The organism is Negativicutes bacterium (genome assembly GCA_018052945.1).
Lineage (GTDB): Bacteria > Bacillota > Negativicutes > JAGPMH01 > JAGPMH01 > JAGPMH01.
The window spans coordinates 1-19,920 of the sequence record JAGPMH010000029.1 but is presented as its reverse complement, the minus strand read 5'-3'; the positions used below and the strand labels follow the sequence as shown (position 1 = coordinate 19,920).

Sequence of the window (19,920 nt, the reverse complement as noted above, 5' to 3'; positions counted from 1 at the left end):
CCAGTGATGATAGCTATAGGGTACCACCTGTTCCCATTCCGAACACAGTAGTTAAGCCTATACACGCCGAGAGTACTTGGTTGGAAACGACCTGGGAGGTTAGGTAGTTGCTGGTTAAGTTAAAAGCCAATCGATTTTAAAATTCGCTTGGCTTTTTCTTTAAATAATGGTGGCTGTGGTGAAGTGGTTAACACGCCGGATTGTGGCTCCGGTATGCGTGGGTTCGAGCCCCATCAGTCACCCCATTTTTAGTAGGGGTATAGCTCAATTGGTAGAGTAGCGGTCTCCAAAACCGTTGGTTGTGGGTTCAAGTCCTACTGCCCCTGCCAGATAACTTTATATTTTCAACATGGAGTGGTACTCAAGAGGCTCAAGAGGACGGTTTGCTAAATCGTTAGGCGCGCAAGCGTGCGTGGGTTCGAACCCCACCCACTCCGCCATTTATTTGTATAGTATGCGGAAATAGCTCAGTGGTAGAGCATCGCCTTGCCAAGGCGAGGGTCGCGAGTTCGAATCTCGTTTTCCGCTCCATTAATATTATTAACCTAACATAAATTGTGTTAGGTTTTTTTAATATACTTGTTTTTAGTAATTAAGTATGGTATTATGCATTGTATGGCGTATTATGCCTATGGGTTGATTAGTTTTTCTACTATAATAATTATTCAGTAGTCTAGTCGCCAAAAATAAAATTTTTTTCGATAAACGGAGGGCGCAGTATAAATGAAAGTTACTACCGAAAAAATTGACAATCATAAAGTTGTTCTAGAGATTACAGTACCGCAAGAAGAAGTGAAAAAAGGTCTGGATTTAGCTTTTGCAAAATTAAGCAAAAAAATTAACATTCCTGGTTTCCGTAAAGGGAAAGTACCACGTAATGTTTTAATTTCTAAAATTGGTAAACAAGCTTTATTAGAAGAAGCTTTTGATATTGTTGCTCCTAATGCTTTAAATAAAGCGTTAGTTGAACAAAACCTTGATCCGGTTGTTAGACCTGAAGTTGATATTATCACATTAGAAGAAGAAAAAGAATTAGTTTTCAAAGCTACAATTGTTCCAAAACCGGAAATTGAGCTTGGTGAATATAAAAATTTAAAAGTTGAAAAAAATGTTGAAGCAGTTACTGAAGAGCAAATTCAAAACCAAATTAATAATTTATTAAATAATAATGCTAAAATGGTTGTAGCAGAAAATGCTGAAATCAAAGATGGTGACTTTGCAGTTATTGACTTCAAAGGATTTGTTGATGGTGAAGCGTTTGAAGGTGGCGAAGGTAAAGGCTATCCACTACAAATAGGTTCCGGAAGCTTTATTCCTGGCTTTGAAGAACAATTAGTTGGCGCTAAAGCTGGCGATGAAAGAGATGTAAATGTTGTATTCCCAGTAGAATACCATGCTCCTAACTTAGCCGGTAAATCAGCAATGTTTAAAGTTACTATTAATGATGTGAAACGCAAAGAAATGCCAACATTAGACGATGAATTCGTAAAAGATGTAAGTGCTTTTAATACTGTAGAAGAATTGAAAGCTGATATTAAAGCTAATCTTGAAAAAGTTGCAGCTGAAAAAGCAGAAAATGCTGTTAAATCTGCAGCCTTAAAACAAGCTAGTGATAATTGCAAAGTAGAATTACCGGAAGTAATGATTGAAAATCGTATTAATCATATGATTGAAGAATTAAAATCAGGACTTGAAGGTCGTGGAATGAAGTTTGAACAATATCTTGAATATGTTAAAATGGATTTAGATGCAATTAGAAATAACTATCGTGAAATTGCAGCTGAAAATGTAAAAGCTGACTTAATGTTAGAAGCAATTGCAAAAGCGGAAGATGTAAAAGTTGAAGCTACTGATTTAGCTGATGAAGTTGAAAATATGGCAAAAGCTTACGGCGCTACACCGGAGCAAGTACAATCAATTATTCAACAACAAGGTAGAATTAACGACTTAATTAATACCGTTGTACGTAAAAAAGCTGTACAAATAATTCTTGATAATGTAGCACAATAATAAAATTTAAGGTTTATACTTTGGATTCCGAGGTGATTTTGTGAATTATGTACCTATGGTCGTAGAACAGTCTAATCGTGGTGAACGTGCGTATGATATTTATTCACGTTTGTTGAAAGATCGTATTGTTTTTATTGGTGGTCCGATTGATGATAATGTTGCTAATGTTGTAATTGCACAATTATTGTTTTTAGAATCAGAAGATCCGGATAAAGATATCCATTTATATATTAATAGTCCAGGTGGTGTAGTAACTGCTGGATTGGCAATTTATGATACAATGCAATATATAAAGCCGGATGTTTCAACGATATGCTTAGGTCAAGCTGCAAGTATGGGATCATTGTTATTGAGTGCAGGTGCAAAAGGAAAACGTTTTGCCCTACCTTATGCGAGAATAATGATTCATCAGCCACTAGGTGGTGCACAAGGTCAAGCAACTGATATACAGATACAAGCAAAAGAAATTTTACGCTTGCGTGAAATTGGCAATGATATTTTAGTTAAACATACAGGTCAGCCTTTGGAAAAAATTCAAACTGATACTGAACGTGATTTCTTTATGTCTAGCGAACAAGCAAAAGAATACGGTATCATAGATGCAGTTATTGTCCGTGGGGAAAAAGCCGAAAGCCTGAAATAGAGAGGTGATATCATGTTGAAGTTTGGTGATGACAAAGGTCAACTGAAGTGTTCTTTTTGCGGTAAGATGCAAGAACAGGTCAAAAAATTAGTTGCAGGGCCGGGGGTGTACATTTGTGATGAATGTATAGAGCTTTGTAATGAAATTATAGAAGAAGAATTTAGTGATGATGTTGACATTGATTTAAAAGAGGTACCAAAACCTAAAGACATCAAAAGCATTTTAGATGAGTATGTTATTGGTCAAGAAAATGCTAAGAAAAATTTAGCGGTAGCTGTTTATAATCATTACAAAAGAATAAATTTGACTGCAAAAATTGATGATGTGGAATTGCAAAAATCCAATATCATTATGATTGGACCAACTGGTAGTGGGAAGACATTACTAGCACAAACCTTGGCGAAAATTTTGAATGTACCATTTGCAATTGCTGATGCTACGTCGTTAACTGAAGCCGGTTATGTGGGTGAAGATGTAGAAAATATTCTTTTAAAATTAATACAAGCAGCGGAGTACGATGTTGAAAAAGCTGAACGAGGCATTATTTATATTGATGAGATTGATAAGATTGCACGTAAATCGGAAAATCCATCAATTACTAGAGATGTGTCGGGTGAAGGTGTTCAACAAGCCTTGCTTAAAATTTTAGAAGGTACTGTTGCTAGTGTACCACCACAAGGTGGCAGAAAGCATCCGCATCAAGAGTTTATTCAAATTGATACTACCAATATTTTATTTATTTGTGGTGGAGCTTTTGATGGTATTGAAAAAATAATTGGCAATCGTATTGGTAAAAAAGGGTTAGGCTTTGGTGCCGAAGTTGCTAGTAAAGAAAAGAAAAAAATTGGTGAAACTTTAAAAAGTTTATTACCGGAAGATTTATTAAAGACTGGATTAATTCCAGAGTTTGTAGGTCGATTGCCGGTGATTGTAACATTAGATTCATTAGATGAAGATGCGTTAATGAGTATTTTAGTTGAACCTAAGAATGCATTGGTAAAACAGTATAAAAAGATGTTTGAGATTGATAATGTTGAATTAGAGTTTAAAGAAGATGCTTTAAGATTAATTGCGCAAGAAGCATTAAAACGCAATACCGGGGCTAGAGGATTAAGATCGATTATTGAGGCGGCGATGTGTAATGTTATGTATGAAATACCATCTAGAGCCGATGTAACGAAATGTACTGTAACTAAAGAGGTTATTTTGAAAAAAGAAGAACCAGTTTTATGTACGGTCGATATTAAAGCTAAAAAAGAAGAATCAGCTTAAAGTTAGTGGCTGTCTCATCAAGGTGTTAACCTATGGAGAGACAGCCATTTGATTGTAAAAAATTTTAATTATAAAATAAAGGATTTTCAATCTTGTTTTGAGAATATTATTATTTCTGTAATAATTACTGACGATAATAAAGTTGGTACAGAAATTGTTTAGATAAAATAATTACTGATGTAGATTTTGTTGCATTGTATTGGAGGTTTTTAGATGAAAGAACTGAAAAATATGCCATTATTGCCGTTAAGAGGAGTGATGGTATTTCCTTATATGATCATCCATTTGGATGTTGGTCGCGAAAAATCAATTGCTGCGTTAGAAAAAGCGATGGTTCAAGATCGTTTAATTATGTTGTCAACGCAAAAAGATGCTAATACTGATAAGCCTGAGCCTGATGATATTTTTAAGGTTGGTACGGTGGCAGAGGTTAAGCAATTATTAAAATTACCTGGAGGCACGATTAGGGTATTAGTAGAAGGCTTATATAGAGCGGAAATTGTAGAATATATTAGTGAAGAACCTTATTATGAGGTTGAAATTAATGAATTTAAGGATGCTGAAGAAAAACCGACTGATGTGGAAGCTCTAACTAGAGTCGTTGTAAGTCAATTTGAAAATTGGGTTAAACTTAGCAAAAAGATACCACCGGAAACAATGGTGTCAGTGGTGGTGGTGGAAGAGCCTGGGCGTTTAAGTGATTTAATTGTTAGTCATTTATCTTTAAAAATTGAAGATAAACAGCTTTTATTGGAAGCTATTGATATAAAAGAACGTCTGGAAAAGCTCTGTGAAATTTTAGCACGCGAGATGGAAATATTAGAGCTAGAAAAGAAAATTGCCGGTAGAGTTAGAAAGCAAATGGAGAAAACGCAAAAAGAATATTATTTGCGTGAACAACTAAAGGCAATTCAAAAAGAATTAGGCGAAAAAGATGATAAAAGCATTGAAATTGCCGAATATCGTGAAAAACTAGAAAAGGGCAACTATCCTGAGGAGATTAAGGATAAAATTAAAAAAGAAATTTCACGACTGGAAAAAATGCCAAATATGGCAGCGGAAACTAGTGTAGTAAGAACCTATATTGAGTGTTTACTATCGCTACCATGGGGCGTTTACACCGAAGATAATTTAGATATTAACCATGCTGAAGATATTTTAAATGCCGATCATTTTGGATTAGATAAAGTTAAGGAAAGAATTTTAGAATATTTATCAATTAGGAAATTGACAGATAGTATTAAAGGGCCAATTTTATGCTTAGTTGGACCACCGGGGGTAGGGAAAACTTCTTTAGCACGATCAATAGCTAAAGCTGTTGATAGAAAATTCGTTAGAGTGTCGTTAGGTGGTGTTCGAGATGAGGCTGAAATTAGAGGACACCGTCGGACTTATGTTGGAGCAATGCCCGGACGTATTATTCAAGGCATGAGAACTGCCGGTTCGAGCAATCCGGTCTTTTTATTGGATGAAATAGACAAAATGAATGCTGATTTTCGGGGAGACCCATCGGCAGCATTGTTAGAGGTATTAGATCCGGAACAAAATAATACTTTTAGTGATCATTATGTAGAGAATGCATTTGATTTATCAAAAGTACTGTGGGTAGTTACTGCTAATACTGTGCATAATATTCCAAGACCATTGCGAGATAGAATGGAAGTTATTAATATTGCCGGGTATACCGAAGAAGAAAAAATTCAAATTGCCAAACGTTATTTAATTGAAAAACAGCTTAAAGAACATGGGTTAAATAATAAGCAAGTTAGTATAGCAGATAATACTATCCAAAAAGTTATCAGTGAATATACAAGAGAATCCGGGGTTAGAAGTTTAGAACGTAGTATTGCGAATTTGTGTCGGAAGGCTGCAAGAAAAATTGTTCAAGAAGATAAAAAATCTATTAAAATTACGGTGCAAAATTTACATACTTTCTTAGGCAGTGCTAAATATCATAAAAGACAAGCCGAAAATAAAGATCAAGTGGGTGTTAGTACTGGTCTAGCTTGGACTGAGGTTGGTGGAGATGTATTACCAACAGAGGTTTCAATTTTAAAAGGCAAGGGAAATTTAATTTTAACCGGGCAATTAGGTGATGTAATGAAAGAGTCAGCACAAGCTGGGTTAAGTTATATTCGAAGCAGAGTTGAAAAATTGGGAATAGAGCCCGATTTTTATGAAAAGAACGATATCCACATTCATTTGCCGGAAGGTGCTATTCCTAAAGATGGTCCGTCAGCCGGTATTACGATGGCGACAGCGGTAGTTTCAGCGTTGACGGGTAAAAAAGTTCGTACTGATGTAGCGATGACCGGCGAGATTACTTTGCGTGGTAGAGTACTACCAATTGGTGGGCTAAAAGAAAAAGTATTAGCGGCACATCGCTTGGGGATAAAAACAATTATTTTACCAAAAGAGAATAAACGCGATATGGATGATATTCCAAATAATATAAGAAAACAGTTAGAATTTGTGTTGGTTGAGCATATGGACGAAGTTTTAAACTGTGCAATGGTGGAAAGTAATGAATAGTGAAATAAATATTATCAGAGCGGAGTATGTTGCTTCGGCAGTCAGACCGGATCAATATCCAGAAGGGGATTTAGCAGAGATTGTTTTTATTGGCAGATCTAATGTTGGTAAATCATCGTTGATTAATTCCCTAAGTAGAGTTGGCGGTTTAGCTAGAATAAGTGGTACACCGGGGAAAACGCAAACTATTAATTTTTTTAAGATGACTGCTAAATTAGATGAAGAAACTAGAAAAGATTTCTTTTTAGTTGATTTACCGGGGTATGGTTATGCTAAAACTGGGCAGGCTAATCGAAAACGATGGGCAAAATTTATTGATGAATATCTTTTAACATCGAAAAGACTTAAGTTTGTTTGTCAATTAATCGATAGCAGACATCAACCAATGAAAACTGATATTGATATGTTTAAATGGTTGGTGGAAAATAATTTACCGGTGTTAGTTATTGCGACTAAAACAGATAAAATCAGTAAAATGGCGATTCAAAAACACTTAAATGAAATTAAAAAAGCATTAGGTGTAGATAATATGGATATTTTGCCATATTCCTCTGCTAAAAATGTGGGAAGAGCAGAGTTGCTTGACGTAATCGGTAATAGTTTGTTAGAATAAATAAGATAAAAGATAAGAGACAGTTTCTTCTGTCTCTTATCTTTTATCTAGGACTAAATTGAATTAGGAGCAAGAGTATGCTAACTTCATTTGATAAAGCTCTATTAAATATTTTACAGACAAATTTACCGTTAACCGAAAGACCATTTCAAGTGTTGGCGGATCAATTAAATACTAGCGAGGAAGAAGTTATTGCAAGGCTTAACGAATTAAAAGAACTCGGTTATATTAGAAAAATCGGCTTGTTTTTTGACTCGGCAAAATTAGGCTATGAAGGAACTTTAATTGCCACAAAGGTTTTACCAGAGCAGTTGGAAAATGTCGCTAATGTTATTAATCAGTACAATGGGGTGACTCATAATTATGAGCGTGAAGGCGACTATAATTTATGGTTCACTTTGATAACGATAGATATGGAACAACAAGAAGAAATATTAAACCATATTAAAAGTTTACCGGGAGTATTAGATCTTATTAACTTACCAGCTAATAAAAAATATAAAGTAAGCGTCAACTTTAATTTAAAGTAGGTGATATAATGCTTGATGAATTAGACAAAAAAATTATAGCGACAGTGCAAGATGAAATCCCTATAGTACCTAGACCATACTTGGCATTGGCAGAAAAAATTGGAATAACGGAAGCTGAACTAATAACTCGTTTAAATAATTATGCGAAAAGCGGTAAGTTGCGTAAATCCGGTGCGGTATTGAGACATCGAGAAGTTGGCTTTGCCGCTAATGTGTTATGTGCATGGAAAGTGCCACCAGATAAGTTGGAGCAAATTGGTGCCAATATGGCTACAAATACAGCAGTATCACATTGCTATGATCGAAAAACAACAAAGAATTGGCCTTATAATGTTTATACGATGATTCATGCTCATACTAGAGCTGAGTGTAGTGATATTGCCAATAACATTGCACAGGAAAATAATTTAACTGATTATAAAATGCTATTTAGTATTAAAGAGTGGAAAAAAACAAGTATGAGATATTTTTGCTAAGTATAAGTAGTTTAATTATGATAAATATCTAGACTTTAAAAGATAAAATAGTGTATTATATTAACAGATTTTGCTTGTAGGTGATAAATTTTGCTTAAAAATAGAATGTTTGATATCGTAAAAAATGATTTAGAAAAATTAGAAGAAATTCTGTTGGAAGTTGTTTCTTCACCGGTACCATTGATAACAGAAATAGGAACTCATTTAGTAAAGGCTGGGGGAAAAAGATTAAGACCCGCCCTTTATTTTTTGGCTAATTGTAAAGTTGCTAGAACTAAAAATATCATGGACTTGGCGGTAGCCTTAGAGTTAATTCATATGGCGACATTAGTACATGATGATGTAGTGGACAAGGCGGCGACTAGAAGAGGAATTATTACAGCTAATGCAAAATGGGGTAATCAAATTTCTGTTCTAACAGGAGACTATCTATTCTCCAAAGCTTTTTCGTTGGTAGCACAAAATCCTAACTCCAGAATAATGTCAGTTTTAACTGATTTGATTTGTGCAATGAGTGAAGGTGAGATTATTCAAAATCAAGAAATTTTTGTGCCGGAAATGGAAGAAAGTGTTTACTTCACAAAAATTGCGAAAAAGACCGCTGACTTTATCGCTGCGAGCTGTGAATTAGGTGCTATTATGGCTGAATTATCAACAGATGAGGTAGAAGCATTACGCCAATATGGTTATTGTATTGGAATGGCGTTTCAAATAACTGATGATATTCTTGATATTACAGCGACTACAGAAAAAATGGGTAAACCGGTAGGGAATGATTTATTACAGGGAATTGTAACTTTACCGACTATTTATGCAATGAATAATAGTGTGGATAAAGATGAGTTAAAACAAATTGTGGCGACTCAAAATATGACAAAAGAACAATTGGCAAGAGGTTTGTCAATTATCAATGAAACAGCTGCGATAAAATATTCTTATCAAGTGGTTGATGACTATTTAACAAAAGCACGAAACGTTTTGCCGAGTTGTTTGGATACAGAAGTTAAAGAAGCTTTTAACAGTGTTGCAGACTTTGTGCAAATGCGCGATTTTTAATAAAATGCCCTTGTGACAACAAGGGCATTTTGTATTAGGTGATGTTGTTTTTTTATGAGTCTACCTGTATAATAAAAGGTAATATAAAAATGGAGGTTGAAGAAAGTGTTTAATTTTAGCATGCCGGAATTAATACTGATTTTAATAATTGCATTAGTTGTATTTGGTCCTAGTAAACTACCTGATATTGGCAAAGCATTAGGGAAAAGCTTAAATGAATTCAAAAAAGCAACTAATTCAAATGATGATAAAGTAATTGATATAACAAAAGATGCCGAAAAGACAGAAAAATTGTCTGAAACTACAGACCTTAAAAACGATAAAGATAAGGCTAAGTGAGGTTTGATTTAAAATGGAATCAAACCAAAATGAATTACAAGATGACGGTGAAATGACGATAGTTAGTCATTTATCTGAATTAAGAAAAAGATTGATTTTATGTTTACTGGTTATTGGTTTTTTTAGTACGATTTCGTATTATTTTGCGGAAGAAATAGTACATTTTATAACTGCTCCTGCTGGTAAATTGTATTATATGCATCCAGCAGAAGCTTTTTTTACTTATTTAAAAGCCTCATTTTTTACAGGCTTTTTAATAAGTTTGCCGTTTGTGCTTTATCAAATATGGGCATTTTTAATTCCTGCCTTAACTGATGATGAGAGAACAGCTGTAAGCTTTTTAGTTCCGACATCATTTATTTTGTTTTTTGTGGGACTAATTTTTTCATACTATTTTGTTTTACCGGCTGGAATAAAGTTTTTTTTAGGTTTTTCTAACGTTGATTTACAACCTTTATTTTCCATTGGACAATATCTGGATTTTGTAATTTCATTTCTAATGCCATTTGGCTTTATTTTTGAATTACCATTAATTATTTTGGTATTAGCAAAGCTGGGCTTCGTTAGTTCAAAATATTTGATAAAAAAACGAAAAATAGTAATTTTATTTTCTTTTATTATCGGGGCGTTTATATCACCGACACCAGATGTTTTTTCACAGACGATGATTGCAGTACCGATTTTAATATTATATGAAATTAGCATTATTATTGTTAAATATTTATTGCAAAAGTAAGGAAGGAGCTATTATTTTGGCTTTTAATGATTTAAGAGAATTTATTGCTGCCCTTGAAGCAAAAGGCTGGCTGAAGAGAATAAAAGAACCTGTTGATTGTGATTTGGAAATTACGGAAATAACTGATCGAGTTTCTAAAATGACCGGTGATAAAAATGTAGCATTATTATTTGAAAATGTTAAGGGTTATGATATTCCGGTACTAATGAATGCTTTTGGTAGTATGGAAAGAATGGCATTAGCATTAGGTGTTGAAAAGATTGATGATATTGCTGATGAAATTAGAGAGTTGCTAAAGTTGCCGTATATATCATTGAAAAATAAACTTGATGTTATAAAGATAATTCCTCAAGCGAAAAAGGCGATAAACTTTCCTAAGTATGTGAAAAATGGACCATGTAAAGAAGTTATTATTAAAGATCAACCGTCAATTGATAAATTTCCTATTTTGAAATGTTGGCCACAAGATGGTGGTAAATTTATTACATTGCCAATGGTATTTACCAAAAATCCGAAAACGGGCAAACGTAATGTTGGAATGTATCGACTACAAAAATATGATGGACAAACTACGGGGATGCATTGGCATATTCATAAAAATGGTGCTGATAATTTCCGTGACCATATTGAAATTGGTAAGGATCGAATTGAGGTTGCAGTGGCAATTGGTGCAGATCCGGTATTAACTTATGCAGCGACAGCACCATTACCGCGTGATGTTGATGAAATGGTTTTTGCCGGAATGCTTAGAAAGAAATCAGTGGAAATGGTAAAGTGCGAAACTATTGATGTGGAGGTTCCGGCACATTCGGAAATAGTGTTGGAAGGTTATGTATTATTAGATGAACTACGCCGAGAAGGCCCGTTTGGCGACCATACCGGTTATTATTCTTTGGCTGATATGTATCCGGTGTTTCATATTACTTGTATTACGCATCGTAAAAATCCAATTTATCCATCAACTATTGTTGGTAAGCCACCAATGGAAGATTGTTTCTTAGCTAAAGCGACGGAAAGAATTTTCTTACCGTTTTTACAACAACAAATTCCGGAAATTGTTGATATTAATTTACCGTTAGAAGGTGTGTTTCATAATTGTGCGATGGTCTCAATTAAGAAAACTTACCCACAGCAAGCTAAAAAGGTGATGCATGCTATATGGGGTATGGGACAAATGATGTTCACGAAAATGATTATAATTGTTGATGCCCATGTTAATGTTCAAGATACCAATGAAGTTTGGTGGAGAGTCTTTAATAATATTGATGCTAGAAGAGATATTGTGATGGTCGATGGACCGCTTGATGTGTTGGATCATTCTTCGCCAATGCCAAATTGGGGAACAAAAGTTGGCATTGATGCAACAAAATCAGTGCCGGCTGAAGGGCATACCAGAGAGTGGCCAGATGAAATTGTTATGAGTGAAGATATTAAAAAAATAGTTGATGAGAAATGGCGGAGATTAAATCTTGAGTAAGATAAAAGCACATTTAGATAACATTGCGTTATCTCATTCTGTCTTTGCCCTACCATTTGCCTATATGGGGGCTGTTTTAGCAGCGCAGGGGATTCCTAAAATTACTGATATTTTTTGGATTACAATAGCAATGATTGGCGCGAGAAGTGCAGCATTAGCACTTAATAATTTTATTGACTTAAAATATGATAAGATTCATCCGAGATTTAAAGATAGACCAATGGTTACTGGAAAAGTTACACCAAGGGAAGCAATTTTATTGATTATAATAAGTTTTGTATTTTTCATCTTGGCAGCGGCACAGCTTCAGCCGATTTGTTTGCAATTGGCTCCATTAGCTGTAATCCCGTTTGTTATTTATCCTTACATGAAAAGATTTTCCTGGACTTGCCATTTAGTGTTAGGGTTAGCTTTAGCAGTAGCACCAATTGGCGGCTGGATTGCGATTACCGGTTATTTTAATTGGGCTATTATATTATTAGGTTTAGCGGTAGGAATTTGGATTGCAGCGTTTGATGTTATTTACGCTTGCCAGGATATCAATTTTGATAAAGCGCAAGGATTAAATTCTATGCCAGTAAGATTTGGTGTTACAGGAGCAATGAAACTATCTAAAATAATGCATATTATTAGCATTGCATCTTTTTTAGCTGTCGGCTTATTATTAAACTTATCTTATATTTATTATTGCGGGGTAGTGTTAGCCACATTAGTTTTATATTATCAACATTCCATTATTAAACCTGATGATTTGAGTGAGGTTACACAAACTTATTTTATGCGGAATGGTTTAGTCGGAATTTCAATTTTTCTATGTACGTTAATCGATTTATTAGTTAAATTTTAATTAGTAGGAGGAGTTTTATGGCAGCAAATATATTAGTAGGTAAGGTTTTTGCTTCAAAAATAAAAGGAGAAGTAAAGGCTGAAGTTGAAAAACTAAAACAACAACATAATGTTAATCCGGGGTTAGCGGTTATTATAGTTGGCGAAAACCCGGCATCAAAAGTTTATGTAGCTAATAAACACCGATCTTGTGAAGAAGTTGGTATTTACTCAGCAGTAATAGAACTGCCGGAAACTACTACCAAAGAAGAGTTATTACAAAAAATTGATGAATTAAATAAAGATGAAAAAATTGATGGTATTTTGGTTCAATTACCATTACCGGAGCATATTAGAGCTGATGAAAGTGAAATTCTTGATTTTATTAATCCCAATAAGGATGTCGATGGTTTTCACCCTGCTAATGTAGGTAAACTTGGGATTGGACAAGAACATTTAGTTCCTTGTACCCCATTAGGTTGTATTAAAATGTTGGAGTTAGCAGGAATTGAGATTGCAGGGAAAAATGCTGTAGTTATTGGTCGTAGTAATATTGTTGGTAAACCGATGTTTAATTTACTATTAGCACGGAATGCTACGGTTACAATCTGTCATTCCCGCACTAAAGATTTGGCTACAGTAACTAAACAAGCTGATATTTTAGTTGTGGCTATTGGTAAACCTAATTTTCTTACAGCTGATATGGTTAAACCTGGAGCGGTGGTAATTGATGTTGGAATTAATAGAATTGCTCCAAAAAAATTAGTTGGCGATGTGGACTTTGATAGTGTAAAAGAAGTTGCTGGAGCAATAACACCGGTGCCGGGTGGCGTTGGCTTATTAACTATTGCGATGCTACTTCATAATACTGTTAAAGCAGCAAAATTAAATAGAAATATTAATTAATAAATAAACAATTTCTAAGGGAGATAGAAATGAAAAGTGATGTTGAGATTGCTCAAGAAGCAACAATGAAACCAATAGTAAAAGTCGCAGAAGAACTTAATATTGCCGAAGAAGAGCTAGAGCTTTATGGCAAATACAAGGCTAAAGTTTCTTTAAAATCATGGGAAAAAATCAAAAATAGACCTGATGGAAAATTAATTTTGGTTACTGCAATTAATCCGACGCCGGCCGGTGAAGGAAAGACAACGACGACTGTTGGACTGGGTGATGCAATTCGCAAACTTAATAAAAAGGTAGTAATAGCCCTTAGAGAACCTTCATTAGGGCCTTGTTTTGGTGTAAAAGGCGGTGCTGCTGGAGGCGGTTATGCTCAAGTTGTACCGATGGAAGATATTAATCTTCACTTTACCGGAGATTTTCATGCGATAACTTCAGCCCATAACTTACTAGCAGCAGTGATTGATAATCATATCCATCAAGGCAACGAATTAAATATTGATCCTCGTAAAATTACTTGGCGACGAGTTGTTGATTTAAATGACAGAGCGCTGCGCTCGATTATCTGTGGACTAGGTGGAACGGCGAATGGTGTGCCTCGGGAGACTGGTTTTGATATCACAGTAGCTTCTGAAATGATGGCTATTTTATGCTTAGCAAAAGATCTTGACGATATGAAAGAACGAATAGGAAAAATCATTGTCGGCTATACATATGATGGTACACCGATTAAGGCTAGTGATTTAAATGTTACTGGAGCTTTGACGTTATTGTTTAAAGATGCAATTAAACCTAACTTGGTGCAAACTTTAGAAAATACACCGGCCTTTGTTCACGGTGGACCTTTTGCTAATATTGCACATGGCTGTAATAGTGTGATGGCAACAAAATTTGCTTTAAAATTAGCTGATGTGGTTGTTACAGAAGCTGGTTTTGGTGCAGATTTAGGTGCGGAAAAATTCTTAAATATTAAATGTCGTTTTGCCGGATTTAAACCAGATGCAGTTGTAGTTGTAGCAACAGTTAGAGCGTTGAAAATGCATGGTGGTATGGCGAAAAACGAGCTAACTGCTGAGAATATGACAGCGCTAGCAGACGGTCTAGCTAATTTAACTAAGCATATTGATAATATGCATAAATTTGGACTACCAACAGTGGTAGCGATAAATGCTTTTCCAACAGACACTGAAAAAGAGTTATTATTTGTTAAAGAAAAATGTGAAGCAATGGGAGCGGAAGTTGCGGTATCAAAAGTATGGGAACAAGGCGGTACCGGAGGGATAGTATTAGCAGAAAAAGTACTGGAAGCATCTAATAAAAAATCTAATTTTAACTATATTTATGATGAAAAAGATGAAATAAAAGTTAAAATTAAAAAAATAGCACAAGAAATATATGGTGCGACTGATGTTACCTATACAGTGGCAGCTGAAAAAACTATTACAGAGTTAACTGCCTTGGGTTTTACGGATACGCCGATTTGTATGGCGAAAACGCAGTATTCTTTAAGTGATGACATGGCAAAACTTGGTTGTCCAAAGGATTTTAATATAACAGTAAGAGAACTTAGAATTGCTGCTGGAGCTGGTTTTATCGTTGCTATTACCGGTAATATTTTAACGATGCCGGGATTACCGAAAGTGCCGGCAGCTGAAAGAATGGATATTACCAATGAAGGGAAAATAGTTGGTTTGTTCTAAGTTTTACATAGGAGGAGTTTTATGACTAAAATATCAGTAGAAATAGTGCCACGCGATAAAGAGTATTTATTAGATGAATTAAATGTTGTAAAACAATTTAAAGAAATCGATATTATAAATATTCCGGAATTATTACGTTATGATATACATAGCTGGGAAGGCTGTAAAATAGCTAAGCAGTATTTCAATCAAGCAATCCCTCATATTAGAGCAATTGATATTGATTTAGACCAACCATTACCAATGGTTGAATTTTTAAGAGAAAATAATATCAATGAAGTATTAGTAGTTACTGGTGATCCGCCACAAGATATGGGCAGAAAAATATATCCAACTATTAGTACTGATGTAATTCGTAAATTTAAAATGGAAATGCCAGAAGTAAAAGTATATGCTGGTATTGATCAATATCGAACTAGTATGAGAGCTGAATCATACAGTATAAAAAGAAAAATTCAAGCAGGGGCAGATGGATTTTTCACACAACCATTCTTTGATTTAAGATTTTTAGAAATTTATGCCGAACTACTGGAAGGTAAGGAAGTTTACTGGGGCGTTTCACCTGTTCTTTCCGATAAATCCGTAAATTACTGGGAAACAAAGAATAATGTTGTTTTTCCGAAAAATTTTGCACCGACCTTAGAATGGAACATTGATTTTGCACAAAAAGTGCTTGAGTTTGTAACCAGAACAAACTCTAATATTTATTTTATGCCAATTAGAACTAAACTGGCGGATTATTTGTCAGGTATTTTAGCTAAGAAATAATTCAAGTAAGGTTATTTTATTTTGAATGTGAGGTAACGAAATGTACAAAATTATTAAAAAACAAGAATTGTCACCCGGTGTAAAGCTATTTGATGTTTTGGCACCACGTATAGCGAAAAAGGCTTTGCCAGGACAATTTATTATTTTGCGTGTTAATGAAGATGGTGAGCGCATTCCTTTAACAATAGCTGACTTTAATAGAGAACAAGGTACTATCACAATAATTTTTCAAGAGGTAGGGGTTTCTACAAAACTATTAGGAAGCTTAAATGAAGGCGAAGATATTTTGGATTTTGTTGGTCCATTAGGGACTGCTACTCATATTGAAAAAATTGGTACTGTTGTTTGTATTGGTGGAGGAATTGGGGTAGCACCGGTTTATCCAATTGCTCGTGCGTTTAAAGAGGCTGGTAATAAAGTTATTTCTATTATTGGTGCAAGAAGTAAAGATATTCTAATCTTGGAAGATGAGATGAACGCTGTTAGCGCTGAACTTTATATTACAACTGATGATGGGTCAAAAGGACAAAAGGGCTTTGTAACTGATAAATTGAAAGAATTAATAGATGGTGGAGAGAATATTTCACTGGTTATGGCCATTGGTCCAGTAGTAATGATGAGAAGTGTTGCTGAAACTACTAGACCTTATGGGATTAAAACTATGGTGAGCTTAAACCCAATTATGGTTGATGGTACTGGGATGTGCGGTGGCTGTAGAGTAAAAGTTGGTAATGAAAGCAAATTTGCGTGTGTCGATGGTCCAGAGTTTGATGCGCATGAAGTTGATTTTAAAGGCTTAATGTCAAGACAAAGAATTTATGTTGATCAAGAAAAAGAACGTGATCATGTTTGTTCAAACCCAGGAGGTTGCGTATGTCAATAATTTTAACTAAACATAAAATGCCTGAGCAAGATCCGAAAGTAAGAGCAAAAAATTTTGATGAAGTTGCCTTGGGTTATGATAAAGAAACAGCGATAGCCGAAGCTCAAAGATGTTTAAATTGTAAGGCCGCACCTTGTATGAAAGGCTGTCCGGTAAATGTGAATATTCCGGCTTTTATACAAGAGGTTAAAGCTGATAATATGGATGGTGCTTTAAAAATTATTAAAGAAGTTAACAGTTTGCCGGCTGTCTGTGGTCGAGTTTGCCCACAAGAAGAGCAATGTGAAAAATATTGTGTATTAGCCAAAAAAGGTGAAGCTGTTGGTATTGGTAGATTAGAGCGTTATGTAGCTGATTTGGGATTAGAAAAAAATGAAGAAATTATTGCTAATAAAATAATGCCTGATGCTCAAAAAGTAGCAATAGTTGGTTCTGGTCCAGCTGGACTTACTGCTGCTGGTGATTTGGCGAAAAAAGGTTATAAAGTTACAGTATTTGAAGCTTTACATGCGCCCGGTGGAGTTTTAGTTTATGGAATTCCTGAATTTCGTTTACCGAAAGAAAAAGTAGTAAAAGCAGAAATTGATAATTTACGTAAATTAGGGGTAGAAATTGTTGTTAATTCTATTGCCGGAAAAATCTTTAATATAGATGAATTAATGAGTGAAGAAGGTTTTGATGCAGTCTTTATTGGTACTGGAGCAGGCTTACCATTTTTCATGGATATTCCTGGAGAGTCTTTAAATGGTGTTTATGCTGCTAATGAATTTCTTACCAGATGTAACTTAATGAAGGCTTATAAATCAATTGAATATGGAACGCCAATTCATGTTGGTAAAAAAGTTGCAGTTGTTGGCGGTGGAAATGTAGCGATGGATGCCGCTCGTACCGCTTTAAGATTAGGGGCGGAAGATGTATATATCGTTTATCGTCGTAGTGAAGCTGAGTTACCGGCAAGACTAGAAGAAGTTCACCATGCGAAAGAAGAAGGTATTAAGTTTCAATTATTAACCAATCCAATTGAAATTATTGGAAATGATAAAGATTGGGTTACAGCGTTAAAATGTGTTGAAATGGAATTAGGTGAACCTGATGAATCTGGACGTAGACGTCCGGTAGAAGTTGAAAATTCTGAATTTGAATTACCAGTTGATACAGTTGTGATTGCTATCGGTCAAGGACCTAATCCATTGATTCAGTCTACAACTCCAGGCTTAGATACTACTAAACGTGGTAATATTATTGCAAATGAAGAAACTGGAGGTACCAGCAAAGAAGGAGTTTTTGCCGGTGGAGATATTGTAACCGGAGCTGCAACTGTTATTTTAGCAATGGGAGCCGGAAAGAAAGCTGCAAAAGCAATTGATGAATATCTAATTAGTAAGCGTAAATAATAGTTAATAAAGACCACTCGACCGGAGTGGTCTTTATTAGGATAAAGAATAATTTTCAATATGATAAAATAAAGTTAACTTGTAATAGGATTTTTTAAAAAATTTACGAATAATATATAGTGTTAAGTTTAAGGAGGATGAATTTGTGCAAGGAATTAGAGGAGCGACAACGGTAGAAAAAAATGATAAAGAAACTATAATGGAAGCAGTACAAGAATTGCTGACAATTTTAACAAATGATAATGACTTAAAATTGGAAGATATCGGTGCTGTTATTTTTTCATCAACACCTGATATTAACGCGGCTTTTCCAGCAGCGGCGGCAAGAAGAATGGGTTGGGATTTAGTCCCGTTATTTGGAACTCAGGAATTGGATGTTCCAGATGGTGTAAAACAGTGCATTAGAGTTTTAATATTATGGAATACACCCAAGAAACAAAGTGAAGTGAACCATGCATACTTGAAAAATTCTTGTGTATTGCGACCGGAATTATCAAAAAAAATATAGAGGTGAGTCCTAATGAAAAAAACAGTTATTAATACAGACAAGGCCCCACAAGCTATCGGACCATATTCACAAGCTATTAAGGCTAATGGTTTTATTTTTGTTTCAGGGCAGATTCCTTTGGATTATAAAACCGGTGAATTTGTTGAGGGAAAAATAGCAGAGCAAACTAAGCAATGTTTAGAAAATTTAAAAGAAATTTTGGCGCAAGCCGGAGTTGATTTTTCAGCTGTGGTCAAAACCGGAGTATTTTTAGCAGATATGAATGATTTTGCAGCAATGAATGAGGTATATGCTCAATATTTCTCGAAAGAATGTCCAGCAAGAGCTTGTGTGGAAGTTAGTAAATTACCTAAAGGGGCATTGGTGGAAATTGAACTAATTGCAATAGCTGAATGATAATGTCCGTAAAAATATAATAGCTTTAATGAAAACTCATTAAAGCTATTATATTTTTAACTTCAGTAGATAAGGGAGCGATTGAAATGCCTGAAGTAGTAGTATTAAAAGAGTATTGCAAAAGCTGTGGCTTATGCATTGATATTTGTCCAAAGAAAATTTTGCAAATCGGAACGGTTGCAAATCAAAAAGGCTATTATACAGTGGAAGTTATTGATCAAAGTAAATGTATTGGTTGTACTTTATGTGCGACTATGTGTCCGGACTTAGCACTGGAAATATACAAATAGGTAGGTGTAAATATGGAAAAAGTATTGATTAAAGGCAATGAAGCAATTGCAGAGGCGGCGATGAAATCAGGCTGTAAATTGTTTTTTGGTTATCCTATAACACCCTCAACCGAAATAATGGAATACTTAGCTAAACATTTTCATAAGGTTGGCGGAACTTTAGTGCAAGGGGAGGATGAAATTGCCTCAATTAATATGTGCTATGGTGCAGCGGCAACCGGAGCAAGAGTTTTTACCGCATCTTCAAGTCCGGGAATAAGTTTAAAACAAGAAGGAATTTCTTATTTAGCAGCTGCTGAATTACCGGTTGTTATTATTAATGTTAATCGTAGTGGCCCGGGGTTAGGTGGCTTAGGAGCATCACAATCGGATTATTTTCAATCTACTAAAGGTGGAGGACATGGTGATTATCGTTTGATTGTATTAGCACCGTCGAAAGCGCAAGAAATGTATGATTATACGATGCTGGCATTTGATTTAGCTGATAAGCATCGTAATCCGGTATTAGTATTAGCCGATGGATTTTTAGGTCAAATGATGGAACCGGTTGAATTAAAGGAAGCTCAAAA

General features: G+C 34.9%; 21 protein-coding genes, 4 tRNA genes and 1 rRNA gene. All 26 read left to right on the top strand.

Annotated elements, in window-relative coordinates; all coding sequences use genetic code 11:
• Positions 1-116, top strand: a 5S ribosomal RNA gene (gene rrf, locus KBI38_05735).
• 53 nt (positions 117-169) lie between these two features.
• A tRNA-His gene (locus KBI38_05730) sits at positions 170-245 on the top strand.
• Between the two features lie 8 nt (positions 246-253).
• Positions 254-329 (top strand) — tRNA-Trp (locus tag KBI38_05725).
• A gap of 22 nt (positions 330-351) precedes the next feature.
• Positions 352-440, top strand: a tRNA-Ser gene (locus tag KBI38_05720).
• 16 nt (positions 441-456) lie between these two features.
• Positions 457-531, top strand: a tRNA-Gly gene (locus tag KBI38_05715).
• Positions 532-723: 192 nt separating this feature from the next.
• Entirely contained in the window at positions 724-2,010 is a 1,287-nt protein-coding gene (locus tag KBI38_05710) for a trigger factor (GenBank protein MBP8629557.1), read from the top strand.
• A gap of 55 nt (positions 2,011-2,065) precedes the next feature.
• On the top strand, positions 2,066-2,653 hold the full coding sequence (clpP, locus tag KBI38_05705) for an ATP-dependent Clp endopeptidase proteolytic subunit ClpP (GenBank protein MBP8629556.1): 588 nt from the start codon (positions 2,066-2,068) through the stop codon (positions 2,651-2,653).
• A 12-nt stretch (positions 2,654-2,665) separates the two neighbouring features.
• Complete coding sequence (clpX, locus tag KBI38_05700; protein MBP8629555.1) at positions 2,666-3,925, top strand: ATP-dependent Clp protease ATP-binding subunit ClpX; 1,260 nt, start codon at positions 2,666-2,668, stop codon at positions 3,923-3,925.
• A gap of 213 nt (positions 3,926-4,138) precedes the next feature.
• Positions 4,139-6,457 (top strand): endopeptidase La, encoded by a 2,319-nt coding sequence (gene lon / locus KBI38_05695; GenBank protein MBP8629554.1) that lies wholly within the window; start codon positions 4,139-4,141, stop codon positions 6,455-6,457.
• Complete coding sequence (locus KBI38_05690; GenBank protein MBP8629553.1) at positions 6,450-7,070, top strand: YihA family ribosome biogenesis GTP-binding protein; 621 nt, start codon at positions 6,450-6,452, stop codon at positions 7,068-7,070. The genes lon and KBI38_05690 overlap by 8 nt, the downstream gene beginning before the upstream one ends.
• Before the next feature lie 77 nt (positions 7,071-7,147).
• The gene (locus KBI38_05685; GenBank protein MBP8629552.1) at positions 7,148-7,600 is read left to right on the top strand and encodes an AsnC family transcriptional regulator; all 453 of its coding nucleotides are present in this window, start codon (positions 7,148-7,150) and stop codon (positions 7,598-7,600) included.
• A gap of 8 nt (positions 7,601-7,608) precedes the next feature.
• Entirely contained in the window at positions 7,609-8,076 is a 468-nt protein-coding gene (locus KBI38_05680; GenBank protein ID MBP8629551.1) for an AsnC family transcriptional regulator, read from the top strand.
• Positions 8,077-8,181: 105 nt separating this feature from the next.
• Complete coding sequence (locus tag KBI38_05675; protein ID MBP8629550.1) at positions 8,182-9,132, top strand: polyprenyl synthetase family protein; 951 nt, start codon at positions 8,182-8,184, stop codon at positions 9,130-9,132.
• A 120-nt stretch (positions 9,133-9,252) separates the two neighbouring features.
• Complete coding sequence (tatA, locus tag KBI38_05670) at positions 9,253-9,471, top strand: twin-arginine translocase TatA/TatE family subunit (GenBank protein ID MBP8629549.1); 219 nt, start codon at positions 9,253-9,255, stop codon at positions 9,469-9,471.
• 13 nt (positions 9,472-9,484) lie between these two features.
• Positions 9,485-10,207: a twin-arginine translocase subunit TatC gene (tatC, locus tag KBI38_05665; protein ID MBP8629548.1), complete on the top strand. Its 723-nt coding sequence runs from the start codon at positions 9,485-9,487 to the stop codon at positions 10,205-10,207.
• 16 nt (positions 10,208-10,223) lie between these two features.
• Positions 10,224-11,684 carry a menaquinone biosynthesis decarboxylase gene (locus tag KBI38_05660; protein MBP8629547.1) on the top strand — a complete coding sequence of 487 codons (1,461 nt, stop codon included), beginning with the start codon at positions 10,224-10,226 and terminating at the stop codon, positions 11,682-11,684.
• Positions 11,677-12,531, top strand: a complete 855-nt coding sequence (ubiA, locus tag KBI38_05655) for a putative 4-hydroxybenzoate polyprenyltransferase (protein ID MBP8629546.1) — start codon at positions 11,677-11,679, stop codon at positions 12,529-12,531. Before KBI38_05660 ends, ubiA begins: the two co-directional genes overlap by 8 nt.
• 17 nt (positions 12,532-12,548) lie before the next feature.
• Positions 12,549-13,415 carry a bifunctional methylenetetrahydrofolate dehydrogenase/methenyltetrahydrofolate cyclohydrolase FolD gene (gene folD, locus KBI38_05650; protein ID MBP8629545.1) on the top strand — a complete coding sequence of 289 codons (867 nt, stop codon included), beginning with the start codon at positions 12,549-12,551 and terminating at the stop codon, positions 13,413-13,415.
• 29 nt (positions 13,416-13,444) lie between these two features.
• Positions 13,445-15,112 carry a formate--tetrahydrofolate ligase gene (locus KBI38_05645; GenBank protein ID MBP8629544.1) on the top strand — a complete coding sequence of 556 codons (1,668 nt, stop codon included), beginning with the start codon at positions 13,445-13,447 and terminating at the stop codon, positions 15,110-15,112.
• A gap of 21 nt (positions 15,113-15,133) precedes the next feature.
• Positions 15,134-15,880, top strand: coding sequence for a methylenetetrahydrofolate reductase (locus tag KBI38_05640; GenBank protein ID MBP8629543.1), 747 nt, complete (start codon positions 15,134-15,136; stop codon positions 15,878-15,880).
• Between the two features lie 40 nt (positions 15,881-15,920).
• Positions 15,921-16,763, top strand: coding sequence for a sulfide/dihydroorotate dehydrogenase-like FAD/NAD-binding protein (locus KBI38_05635; GenBank protein MBP8629542.1), 843 nt, complete (start codon positions 15,921-15,923; stop codon positions 16,761-16,763).
• Entirely contained in the window at positions 16,754-18,157 is a 1,404-nt protein-coding gene (gltA, locus tag KBI38_05630; GenBank protein ID MBP8629541.1) for an NADPH-dependent glutamate synthase, read from the top strand. The genes KBI38_05635 and gltA overlap by 10 nt, the downstream gene beginning before the upstream one ends.
• A 145-nt stretch (positions 18,158-18,302) precedes the next feature.
• A complete protein-coding gene (aroH, locus tag KBI38_05625; GenBank protein ID MBP8629540.1) occupies positions 18,303-18,665 on the top strand; it encodes a chorismate mutase in 363 nt (120 codons plus the stop codon).
• Between the two features lie 12 nt (positions 18,666-18,677).
• Positions 18,678-19,061 carry a RidA family protein gene (locus tag KBI38_05620; protein MBP8629539.1) on the top strand — a complete coding sequence of 128 codons (384 nt, stop codon included), beginning with the start codon at positions 18,678-18,680 and terminating at the stop codon, positions 19,059-19,061.
• Positions 19,062-19,147: 86 nt separating this feature from the next.
• Complete coding sequence (locus KBI38_05615) at positions 19,148-19,351, top strand: 4Fe-4S binding protein (protein MBP8629538.1); 204 nt, start codon at positions 19,148-19,150, stop codon at positions 19,349-19,351.
• Positions 19,352-19,363: 12 nt separating this feature from the next.
• On the top strand, positions 19,364-19,920 hold a 557-nt coding region (locus KBI38_05610; GenBank protein MBP8629537.1), incomplete at its 3' end, for a 3-methyl-2-oxobutanoate dehydrogenase subunit beta.

Excerpts from the sequence above, each read along its gene's own strand:
- KBI38_05710 (MBP8629557.1), top strand. The coding sequence starts at position 724 with ATGAAAGTTACTACCGAAAAAATTGACAATCATAAAGTTGTTCTAGAG.
- KBI38_05620 (MBP8629539.1), top strand. The coding sequence starts at position 18,678 with ATGAAAAAAACAGTTATTAATACAGACAAGGCCCCACAAGCTATCGGA.
- KBI38_05685 (MBP8629552.1), top strand. The coding sequence starts at position 7,148 with ATGCTAACTTCATTTGATAAAGCTCTATTAAATATTTTACAGACAAAT.
- clpP (MBP8629556.1), top strand. The coding sequence starts at position 2,066 with ATGGTCGTAGAACAGTCTAATCGTGGTGAACGTGCGTATGATATTTAT.
- KBI38_05635 (MBP8629542.1), top strand. The coding sequence starts at position 15,921 with ATGTACAAAATTATTAAAAAACAAGAATTGTCACCCGGTGTAAAGCTA.
- tatC (MBP8629548.1), top strand. The coding sequence starts at position 9,485 with ATGGAATCAAACCAAAATGAATTACAAGATGACGGTGAAATGACGATA.
- KBI38_05690 (MBP8629553.1), top strand. The coding sequence starts at position 6,450 with ATGAATAGTGAAATAAATATTATCAGAGCGGAGTATGTTGCTTCGGCA.
- clpX (MBP8629555.1), top strand. The coding sequence starts at position 2,666 with ATGTTGAAGTTTGGTGATGACAAAGGTCAACTGAAGTGTTCTTTTTGC.
- gltA (MBP8629541.1), top strand. The coding sequence starts at position 16,754 with ATGTCAATAATTTTAACTAAACATAAAATGCCTGAGCAAGATCCGAAA.
- KBI38_05615 (MBP8629538.1), top strand. The coding sequence starts at position 19,148 with ATGCCTGAAGTAGTAGTATTAAAAGAGTATTGCAAAAGCTGTGGCTTA.
- KBI38_05640 (MBP8629543.1), top strand. The coding sequence starts at position 15,134 with ATGACTAAAATATCAGTAGAAATAGTGCCACGCGATAAAGAGTATTTA.
- lon (MBP8629554.1), top strand. The coding sequence starts at position 4,139 with ATGAAAGAACTGAAAAATATGCCATTATTGCCGTTAAGAGGAGTGATG.
- KBI38_05675 (MBP8629550.1), top strand. The coding sequence starts at position 8,182 with ATGTTTGATATCGTAAAAAATGATTTAGAAAAATTAGAAGAAATTCTG.
- tatA (MBP8629549.1), top strand. The coding sequence starts at position 9,253 with ATGCCGGAATTAATACTGATTTTAATAATTGCATTAGTTGTATTTGGT.
- KBI38_05645 (MBP8629544.1), top strand. The coding sequence starts at position 13,445 with ATGAAAAGTGATGTTGAGATTGCTCAAGAAGCAACAATGAAACCAATA.
- KBI38_05680 (MBP8629551.1), top strand. The coding sequence starts at position 7,609 with ATGCTTGATGAATTAGACAAAAAAATTATAGCGACAGTGCAAGATGAA.
- folD (MBP8629545.1), top strand. The coding sequence starts at position 12,549 with ATGGCAGCAAATATATTAGTAGGTAAGGTTTTTGCTTCAAAAATAAAA.